The sequence below is a fragment of the Streptomyces hygroscopicus subsp. hygroscopicus genome (assembly GCF_001553455.1).
GTDB lineage: Bacteria > Actinomycetota > Actinomycetes > Streptomycetales > Streptomycetaceae > Streptomyces > Streptomyces hygroscopicus.
In genome coordinates this window covers 1-9,039 of record NZ_BBOX01000050.1, presented here as the reverse complement: position 1 = coordinate 9,039, position 9,039 = coordinate 1, and the positions used below count along the sequence as shown (strand labels likewise).

Genomic DNA, 9,039 nt, shown 5'->3' with positions numbered 1-9,039 from the left:
TAGGCGTCGCGGGGGCCGATGCCGAGGGCCTCGGTCGCCGTCGGGTTGATCAGCAGGACCAGGACGGCGAGGGCCGCGACGGCGGTGGCCACACCGGCGGCGATCAGACCGCCGCCGTTCTGCAGCAGCGTCCAGGCCACCGGCAGCGCCATCAGCTGAGTGATCATCGCGGGGCCGCGGCTCCAGCGGCGCCGCAGCCACAGCCCGCGGGCCGCGAGCAGCGGGAGCAGGGCCAGCGCGAGCACGGTGACCCCGAGCATCTCCGCCTGCTGGGGGCTCTCCGGGTCTCCGGTCAGCCCCATGATCAGCACATAGACGCCGAAGCCCAGCAGGACCACGCCCTCCGCGGCGGCCAGCAACGCGGCGGCGGTCAGCCGGACGGGACGGGGTCCGGTGGGCGCGGCGTCGGCGCCGCCGGACGCCTTGGCGGCGTCGGCGTCCGGCCGCTCGGCCGCCTTCCGTGCGGCGTCCTTCCGCTCGGTCGCCTTCTGCGTCGCGGCCTTCTGCGCCTTCTTCGCGGTAGCGGACTTACTTCTGCTCACCCCAGCAGCCTAGCCGCCCTCGGCCCGTCCGGGGCCGAGGTCCCTCTCCCGCCACGATCCCCGAATACTTCCCCGAAGAATTGCCTGAAGAATTCCGCGAAGATCACCGGGAGGACCCGGCCCCCCTGGGGCCGGTCGGCTCGGATGGGTAGGCTGGCGCGCATGCGCGCACTTCTCGTGGTCAACCCGGCAGCAACCACCACCAGTGCCCGCACCCGGGACGTTCTGTTCCACGCGCTCGCCAGCGATCTGAAACTCGACGTGGCGACCACGGAGTACCGGGGGCATGCGCGCGATCTGGCCCGGCGGGCGGTCGACGGTGGCACCCATGAGCTGGTCGTCGCACTGGGCGGCGACGGCACCGTCAACGAGGTGGTCAACGGACTGCTCCACCATGGTCCCGCCCCGCGCGAGCTGCCCCGGCTCGCGGTCGTCCCGGGCGGCTCGACCAATGTCTTCGCCCGCGCGCTCGGGCTGCCCAACGACGCCGTCGAGGCGACCGGCGCCCTGCTGGACGCGCTGCGGGACGGCACCGAGCGGACCGTGGGCCTCGGCCTCGCGGCCGGTACGCCGGGCACCCGGGACGAGTCGGTCCCGGCCCGCTGGTTCACCTTCTGTGCGGGCCTGGGCTTCGACGCGAGCGTCATCGGCCGGGTCGAGCAGCAGCGCGAGCGCGGCAAGCGGTCCACCCATGCCCTTTACATACGGCAAATGGTGCGGCAGTTCATCGGCGAGCCGCATCGGCGGCAGGGCACCATCACCCTTCGGCGGCCGGACGAGGAACCGATCGAGCAGCTGGCGCTGTCCATAGTCTGCAATACCGCCCCCTGGACGTATCTCGGCAACCGCCCGGTCTACGCGGCTCCCCAGGCCTCCTTCGACACCGCCCTCGACGTGCTGGGACTCAGCAAACTGTCGATGCCCGCGATGACCCGGTACGCGACCCAGCTGCTGATGTCGACCCCCGAGCGCGGGCCCCGCGGCAAGGGCGCGGTGTCGCTGCACGACCTGACGGACTTCACCTTGCAATCCCAGGCGCCACTGCCGTTCCAGATGGACGGTGACCACCTGGGACTGCGTACGAGCGTGACGTTCACAGGCGTACGCCGTGCACTGCGTGTGATTGTGTGAGTGAGACCGCAAAAAGTCCTTCTAGTCGAACGTTTACCCTGGGATCCACCCACCGGAAGTACGGCTGTGACAGAGCCGACACCAAGGAATCAAAAAAAACTTTCTGGAAGGGGTTGTATCCGCCGCCGAGGTTTGCGAGTCTCTTCTTGGCGATCGGGACGGCCTTCGGAAGGCCCCCTTGAGAGCCCGAACCCCCTCCTCATTCCACGGGACACCAGCCCGATCTGGTCGGCGTCCCTACCCTTGTGGAGGGATTCGTGAAAGCGTTCACATTCACAAGCAACGAGCCCGCAATACGAGGAGATGGAGCAGCCATGGACTGGCGTCACAACGCCGTTTGCCGCGAGGAAGACCCCGAGCTGTTCTTCCCCATCGGCAACACCGGTCCTGCGCTGCTGCAGATCGAGGAAGCCAAGGCCGTCTGCCGCCGCTGCCCCGTAATGGAGCAGTGCCTGCAGTGGGCGCTCGAGTCCGGCCAGGACTCCGGCGTCTGGGGTGGAATGAGCGAGGACGAGCGCCGCGCCATGAAGCGCCGTGCCGCTCGCAACCGGGCACGCAACGCCAGCGCCTGAAGCCCGCACCCCGTGGCCCCCGAGCCGCAGCGCGTAGAAACCCCCATGCGCACAGCATCATGAGCTTTGAGCCCCGGACCGGACGGTCCGGGGCTCAGTGCTTTTCCGGGCTCAGTGCTTTCCGGACCCCCGGAACGGGCTCAGTGCTCTCCGGGCTCCCGGAACGGGCTCAGTCCTCGGCGGCGTTCGGCGGTGTTCGGCGGTGTGCCGGACGTCTCAGCCCCCGGCGGTGCGTTCCGCGCCTCAGTGCTTCTGCTTCTCGGCACGCACCGGGAAGTCCAGCACCACCCGGGTGCCGCGCTCCGGGGCGGGCACCATGTCGAACGTCCCGCCCAGTTCCCCCTCCACCAGGGTGCGGACGATCTGCAGCCCCAGGTTTCCGGCCCGCTGGGGGTCGAACCCCTCGGGCAGCCCGCGCCCGTCGTCCTGGACGACCACCGTCAGCCGGCTCTCCTCACCGCTGCCACTACGCACCGCCGAGACCTCGACCGTGCCCTGCACCCCCGGTCCGAAGCCGTGCTCCAGCGCGTTCTGGAGGACCTCGGTGAGCACCATGGACAGCGGGGTGGCGACCTCGGCCTCGAGGATGCCGAAGCGTCCGGTGCGGCGGCCGGTCACCTTGCCGGGCGATATCTCGGCCACCATGGCCAGCACCCGGTCGGCTATGTCGTCGAACTCGACCCGCTCGTCGAGGTTCTGGGAGAGGGTCTCGTGCACGATCGCGATCGAACCGACCCTGCGCACCGCCTCGTTGAGCGCCTCCCGCCCCTGTGCGGAGTCCATCCGGCGGGCCTGGAGCCGCAACAGCGCCGCCACCGTCTGGAGGTTGTTCTTCACCCGGTGGTGGATCTCCCGGATGGTGGCGTCCTTGGTGATCAGCTCGCGCTCACGGCGGCGCAGTTCGGTGACGTCCCTCAGCAGGACCAGGGAACCGATGTGCAGCCCCTTGGGCTTGAGCGGAATGGCCCGCAGCTGGATGACCCCGTCGCCGCCCTCGACCTCGAACTCCCGGGGCGCCCAGCCGCTGGCCAGTTTGACCAGCGCCTCGTCCACCGGGCCGCGCACCGGGGCGAGTTCGGCGGTGGTCCTGCCCAGGTCGTGGCCGACGAGGTCGGCGGCGAGCCCCAGCCGGTGGTAGGCGGAGAGCGCGTTGGGGCTCGCGTACTGGACCACCCCGTCCGCGTCGAGCCGGATCAGCCCGTCGCCCGCACGCGGGGAGGCGTCCATGTCGACCTGCTGATTGGGGAACGGGAACGCTCCCGCGGCGATCATCTGGGCCAGGTCGGACGCGCTCTGGAGGTAGGTCAGCTCCAGCCGGCTGGGGGTCCGCACGGTCAGCAGATTGGTGTTCCGCGCGATCACACCGAGGACCCGGCTCTCCCGCCGGACCGGGATGGACTCCACCCGGACCGGCACCTCCTCGCGCCACTCGGGGTCGCCCTCGCGGACGATCCGGCCCTCGTCGAGCGCGGCGTCGAGCATGGGGCGACGGCCGCGCGGAACGAGATGGCCGACCATGTCGTCCTGGTAGGAGGTGGGCCCGGTGTTCGGCCGCATCTGCGCCACGGAGACGTAGCGGGTGCCGTCGCTGGTGGGGACCCACAGGACGAGATCGGCGAAGGAGAGGTCGGAGAGCAGTTGCCACTCCGAGACCAGCAGGTGGAGCCACTCGAGGTCGGAGTCGTCGAGGGCGGTGTGCTGGCGGACGAGGTCGTTCATGGAGGGCACGTTGCGAGCCTACCCCCACGGGGGGATGAGCCCATTCGCGCATAAGCATGGACAGACAGCAGTGGTCTAGTCCAGAATATCGAGCACTGCGATCTTCCGCTCTCCCCGCACAGGAGGGCGGATCGAGGGCCCGGAGCGCTCTGCCCTGACCGCCCCGGGGCCCTCGTCAGGTCGGCCGCTCGGCCGATGCAACTCCGGGCTGCGGTGCCGGGTGGGTTGAGGGTCCCGCCCTGGCGCCGCGGCCCGCGGGTGTCCCACTGGGCTCCCGCGCCTCCTCGGGAGCCGCGGGGGCCCTTCTGGTGTCCGCCCGGGAGCCCTTCCGGCGTCTGCCCGGGAGCCCTTTCGGCGCTCGCCCGGAAGGCTTTCCGCGTTCCGCCCGGAAGCCTCTTTCCGTTCCGCCCCGGAGCCCTTCCGGCTGCCCGCCCGGGAGCCTTCTCCGTCTGCTCGGGAGCCTTCCCGGTGCCCGCCCGGAAGCCTTTCTCCGTTCCGCTCGGGAGCCCTTCCGGCGCCCTACCCGGCGGGGACCCCAGCACCCGACCCCAACGGAGACCCCGGCACCCGACCCGGCGAGGACCCAGCGCCCCTCCCGGCGGGGGCCCCAGCGCCCGACCCCGGCGGGGACCCCGCGTGTGCGCAGGGTCCCCGCCGCGTGTCTCAGCGGGTCTCCGTCACCTTCGCCAGCGCCCGGGGCGCGTCCGGGTCCTGGCCACGGGCGATGGTCACCTCGTACGCCAGCATCTGCAACGGCAGGATCTCCAGGATCGGCTGGACCTCCTCGGCCACCCCGTCCGTCGGCAGGGCGAACCCCGCCGAGGCCCGCTCCACCTCCGACGCGCTGCCGATGACGACGAGGTCGGCGCCCCGGCCGCGCAGCCGCTCCAGGACCGGCTGCAACGCCTGGCCGCCCTTGCCCTCGGTGACGATCGCGATGACCGGCGAGATGTTGTCGACCATGGCGAGCGGGCCGTGCAGCAGATCGGCGCCGGAGTAGGAGAGCGCCGGGATGTAGCTGGTCTCCATCAGCTTCAGGGCGGCTTCCTTGGCGGTCGGGTAGCCGTAGCCCCGGGAGGTGAGGACCATCCGCTCGGCGAAGCGGTAGCGCGCCGCGAGCTGCCGCACCTCGTCCTGGCGGTCGAGGATCTGCTGGGCGAGGTCGGGCAGCACCTTGGCGGCCGCGCCGTCGCCGCCGCGCAGCCCCTCCACGAAGAGGTAGAGGGCGAGGAGTTCGGCGGTGTAGGTCTTGGTCGCGGGCAGCGCCTTCTCCGGCCCGGCCAGGACGTCGATGTGGAATTCGGAGACGGCCGCGAGCGGGGAGTCGGCGTTGTTGGTCACCGCGAGGGTGATCGCGCCGGCCGCGCGGGCGGCCTCGGTGGAGGCGACCAGGTCCGGCGAACCGCCGGACTGGCTGATGGTGATCACCAGCACGTCGGTGAGGTCCGGCTGAGCGCCGTACGCGGTGGTGGTGGACATGGAGGTCAGCCCGCAGGGCTTGCCGAGCAGGATCTCCAGCAGGTACTTGGTGTACAGCGCCGCGTTGTCCGAGGTGCCCCGGGCGGTGAGGAGGACGAAGCGCGGGTTGCGGGCGGCGATCCGCTCCGCGACCTCGCGGATCCTCGGGGCGCCCTGGTCGAGGATGCGGCGCAGTACGGCGGGCTGCTCGGCCATCTCGCCGGACATGATCCGGCCCGGCTGGTCGCTGTGCTGGGCCGTCGTGGCGGACATGCTGGGTGCCTCCAGGTGGCTGGCTGTACCGGCTGTGCTGAGGGGGTCAGTCCCCGGGTCGGTCGTCGGCGGCGACGCCGGCGATCACCTCGGCGGCCGCCCGTCCACACACCCGGGCGGCGCCGTGGGTCGCGATGTGCGGCGCACCGGCGGGTGGCGCCTGGGGCACCCCCATCTCCACCACGACCGTCTCCGGACGGGCGGTGAGCAGGGCGTCCAGCGCGTCGGCCATCCACGGGTGGCGGTGGACATCGCGGACCACGGCGACGATCCTACGGCCCGCCGCCGCGTCGAGCATGTTTTCGATCAGGCCCGGGACGCCCCGGGCCTCGGCGTCCCGCTGCCCGTAGGTGGCGGTTCCGGTGCCGGGCCGCAGCCGGGCCAGTTCACCGGCGACGCCCCACGGGGTCTCCTCGCCGACGGCGATGTTGGCGACCGGGGTGAGGGAGGCCACGTAGGCGGGCCCGGTCAGGGGTTCGTACGACGGCCCGGCCGGGGTGACCCGGAGCGCCCGGCGCGCGGCGGTGAGCCCCACCCCCGCGGCGGGCTCGACGCCGTGCGCCGCTCGCGGTCCGCCGGAGCGCCGCGTCCACTCCCCCAGGGCGCGCACCCGCTCCGCCGCCTCGGCCAGCCGCTCCTCGGCCAGCCGTCCCTCGGTGACGGCGGTGACCAGCGCGTCGCGCAGCCGCAGCACGGTGTCCTCGTCGGCGAGTCCGCCGCCGACGCAGATCGCGTCGGCGCCCGCGGCGATCGCCAGGACGCTGCCGCGCTCGATGCCGTACGCGTCGGCGATGGCCCGCATCTCCATGCCGTCGGTGACGATCAGCCCGTCGAAGCCGAGTCCGCCGTCCGCCACGGGCCGGCGCAGCAGACCGTGCAGCGCGGCGGGGCTGAGGGTGGCGGGCAGGTCGGGGTCGAGGGCGGGCAGCAGGATGTGCGCGCTCATCACGGCCTTGGTCCCGGCGGCGATGGCGGCGCGGAAGGGCACCAGTTCACGGGCGACCAGGGTGTCGAGACCGGCGTCGATGCGCGGCAGCGCGTGGTGGGAGTCGACGGCGGTGTCGCCGTGGCCGGGGAAGTGCTTGGTGCAGGCGGCGACTCCGGCGCTCTGCAGGCCCTCGACGTAGGCGGCGGTGTGCCGGGCGACGAGCCCCGGTTCGGCGCCGAACGAGCGCACGCCGATGACCGGGTTGTCGGGGTTGGAGTTGACATCGGCGGAGGGCGCCCAGTTGAGGTTGACGCCGCACTCCGCGAGGCGGCGGCCCAGCTCCCGGGCGACGGCCCGGGTCAGCTCCGGGTCGTCGACCGCGCCGAGCGCCAGGTTGCCGGGGAAGGAGGAGCCGGTGCGCACCTCCAGCCGGGTGACGTCACCGCCCTCCTCGTCGATGGCCACCAGGACGTCGTCGCGCTCGGCGCGCAGCTGGGCGGTGAGGGCGGCCAGCTGCTCGGGGGTGGCGATGTTCCGGCCGAACAGGCCGACGGAGGCGAGTCCCTCGCCGAGCCGGCGCAGCAGCCAGTCGGGGGCGGTGGTGCCGGTGAAGCCGGGCTGCAGAACGGTGAGTGCGTCGCGGGTGAGGGTGGCCGCATCATGCGTGAGGGTCGTCATATGCCGGGTTCATCCCTTCACAGCGCCGGAAGTGAGCCCACCGACCGCCTTGCGTTGCAGAAACAGGAACAGGAGCAGGATCGGGACGGCGAACAACGAGGCCGCTGCCATCGTCGCACCCCAGTCGTCGCCGAAGGCGGTCTGGAAACTGGACAGCCACAGCGGCAGCGTCTGGGCTCCGGGGTCCTTGTTCAGGATGAGGACGAGCGGGAACTCGTTCCAGGCCGTGATGAAGCCGAAGAGGGAGGTGGCCATCAGGCCGGGCGCCAGCAGCGGGAAGATCACCCGGAGGAACGCCTGCGTACGGGTGCAGCCGTCGACCATCGCCGACTCCTCCAGCTCCTTGGGGATGGCGGCCACGTAGGAGCGGAGCGTGAGGATGGTGAAGGGCAGCACCATGACCATGTAGAACACGGTCAGCGGAAGCAGGCTGTTCAGCATGTCGCCGTCGCGCACGAGCATGTAGATGGCGATGACCAGGACCTCCCAGGGCGCCATCTGCGCGATCATGAAGACCACCAGGAAGCCGCGGCGCCCCTTGAACCGCATCCGGGCCAGGGCGAACGAGGCGAACAGCGCGATCACCAGGGCGAGGACGACCGCCGAGAGGGTGACGGTGAGCGAGTTGCCCACCAGCGTCCAGAAGTGGTCGGCGTCGACGGCCTTCTGGAAGTGTTCGAGGGTGGCCGTGGTGGGGAACCACACCGGGTCCTCGGAGATGACGTCCGAGGTCGGCTTGAAGGCCGTGGTGAACATCCAGTAGACGGGGAACGCGAAGCCGATGAAGAGCACCACGGCGGTCGCGCCCGGCCACAGCCGGGCGAGCGGCGAGCGCTTCACAACTCGTCCTCCTCTTGCCTGAGCACGATCCGGAGGTAGTAGGAGGTCAGCGCCAGCAGGACCACGATGGTCAGCAGCGAGATCGCGGCGCCCATGCCGTAGTGCTGATTGCCCATGCCCTCGATGAAGGCGTAGACGGGGAGGGTTTCGGTGAGCCGCTCGGGGCCGCCCTCGTTGATCGCGAAGACCTGGGTGAACGCCTTGAAGACCCAGATGACTTCGAGGAACGTCGTGGCCAGCACGAACGGCTTGAGGAACGGCAGGGTCACCGAGGTGAAGCTCTTCCAGGTGCCGGCGCCGTCGAGCGCGGCCGCCTCGTAGAGCTCACCGGGGATGGTGGTGGTCGCGGCGTAGAGGTTGATCGCCACGAAGGGGATCGACTGCCAGACGATCAGCACCGTGATGACGAAGAAGGTGGAGAACTGGCCGCCGGTCCAGTTGTAGTCCGCCATGGAGTGCCAGCCGAGCGCGTCCAGGACCCAGTTGACCACCCCGTAGCGGGCGGCGAAGAGCCACTGGAAGACGGTGGTGGCGGCGATGGTGGGCATGGCCCAGGCCAGGACCAGACCGACCGAGAGCAGCAGCCGCATCCTGCTGCCGAGGCGGGCCAGCAGCAGTCCGATCAGGGTGCCCAGCACCATGATCAGCACCACGTTGACCCCGGTGAAGATCACCGACCGCAGGGTGACGCGCCAGAAGTCCTCGCTGGTCAGCGTCTCGCGGTAGTTGTCGACCCCGTTCCACTCGGTGAGGTGCTGGATCAGCTGCCGCATATTGAGGTTCTGCAGCGACAGCATGCCGTTCTTGACCAGCGGCCAGCCCAGCAGCACGGCGGCCGCGGCCAGCGCGGGCAGCAGGAGCAGATACGGGGCGGCGCCGGTCAGCCGCCGGCGCCCGG

Annotated in this window: 8 protein-coding genes; 2 read left to right on the top strand and 6 right to left on the bottom strand. The window is 71.2% G+C overall.

Annotated features, from left to right (window positions below; translation table 11 throughout):
- On the bottom strand, window positions 1-542 hold a 542-nt coding region (locus AXW62_RS06810), incomplete at its 3' end, for a hypothetical protein (protein WP_060943687.1).
- Window positions 543-704: 162 nt separating this feature from the next.
- Between AXW62_RS06810 and AXW62_RS06805 the strand changes: the two genes are divergently transcribed.
- Both AXW62_RS06805 and AXW62_RS06800 read left to right on the top strand, forming a co-directional pair.
- Entirely contained in the window at window positions 705-1,673 is a 969-nt protein-coding gene (locus AXW62_RS06805; protein ID WP_030823092.1) for a diacylglycerol/lipid kinase family protein, read from the top strand.
- A 314-nt stretch (window positions 1,674-1,987) separates the two neighbouring features.
- Complete coding sequence (locus tag AXW62_RS06800) at window positions 1,988-2,245, top strand: WhiB family transcriptional regulator (protein WP_014054815.1); 258 nt, start codon at window positions 1,988-1,990, stop codon at window positions 2,243-2,245.
- A gap of 243 nt (window positions 2,246-2,488) precedes the next feature.
- Here AXW62_RS06800 and AXW62_RS06795 read toward each other — a convergent pair whose 3' ends face one another.
- From AXW62_RS06795 to AXW62_RS06775, 5 genes are all read right to left on the bottom strand, one after another.
- Entirely contained in the window at window positions 2,489-3,964 is a 1,476-nt protein-coding gene (locus AXW62_RS06795) for a sensor histidine kinase (RefSeq protein ID WP_060943686.1), read from the bottom strand.
- 663 nt (window positions 3,965-4,627) lie between these two features.
- Window positions 4,628-5,695: an SIS domain-containing protein gene (locus tag AXW62_RS06790; protein WP_030823087.1), complete on the bottom strand. Its 1,068-nt coding sequence runs from the start codon at window positions 5,693-5,695 to the stop codon at window positions 4,628-4,630.
- 46 nt (window positions 5,696-5,741) lie between these two features.
- Window positions 5,742-7,301, bottom strand: a complete 1,560-nt coding sequence (locus AXW62_RS06785; protein ID WP_060943685.1) for a glycoside hydrolase family 3 protein — start codon at window positions 7,299-7,301, stop codon at window positions 5,742-5,744.
- Between the two features lie 9 nt (window positions 7,302-7,310).
- Complete coding sequence (locus AXW62_RS06780; RefSeq protein ID WP_060943684.1) at window positions 7,311-8,141, bottom strand: carbohydrate ABC transporter permease; 831 nt, start codon at window positions 8,139-8,141, stop codon at window positions 7,311-7,313.
- The coding region (locus AXW62_RS06775) for a carbohydrate ABC transporter permease (RefSeq protein ID WP_060943683.1) at window positions 8,138-9,039 on the bottom strand (902 nt) is incomplete at its 5' end. The genes AXW62_RS06780 and AXW62_RS06775, both read right to left, overlap by 4 nt.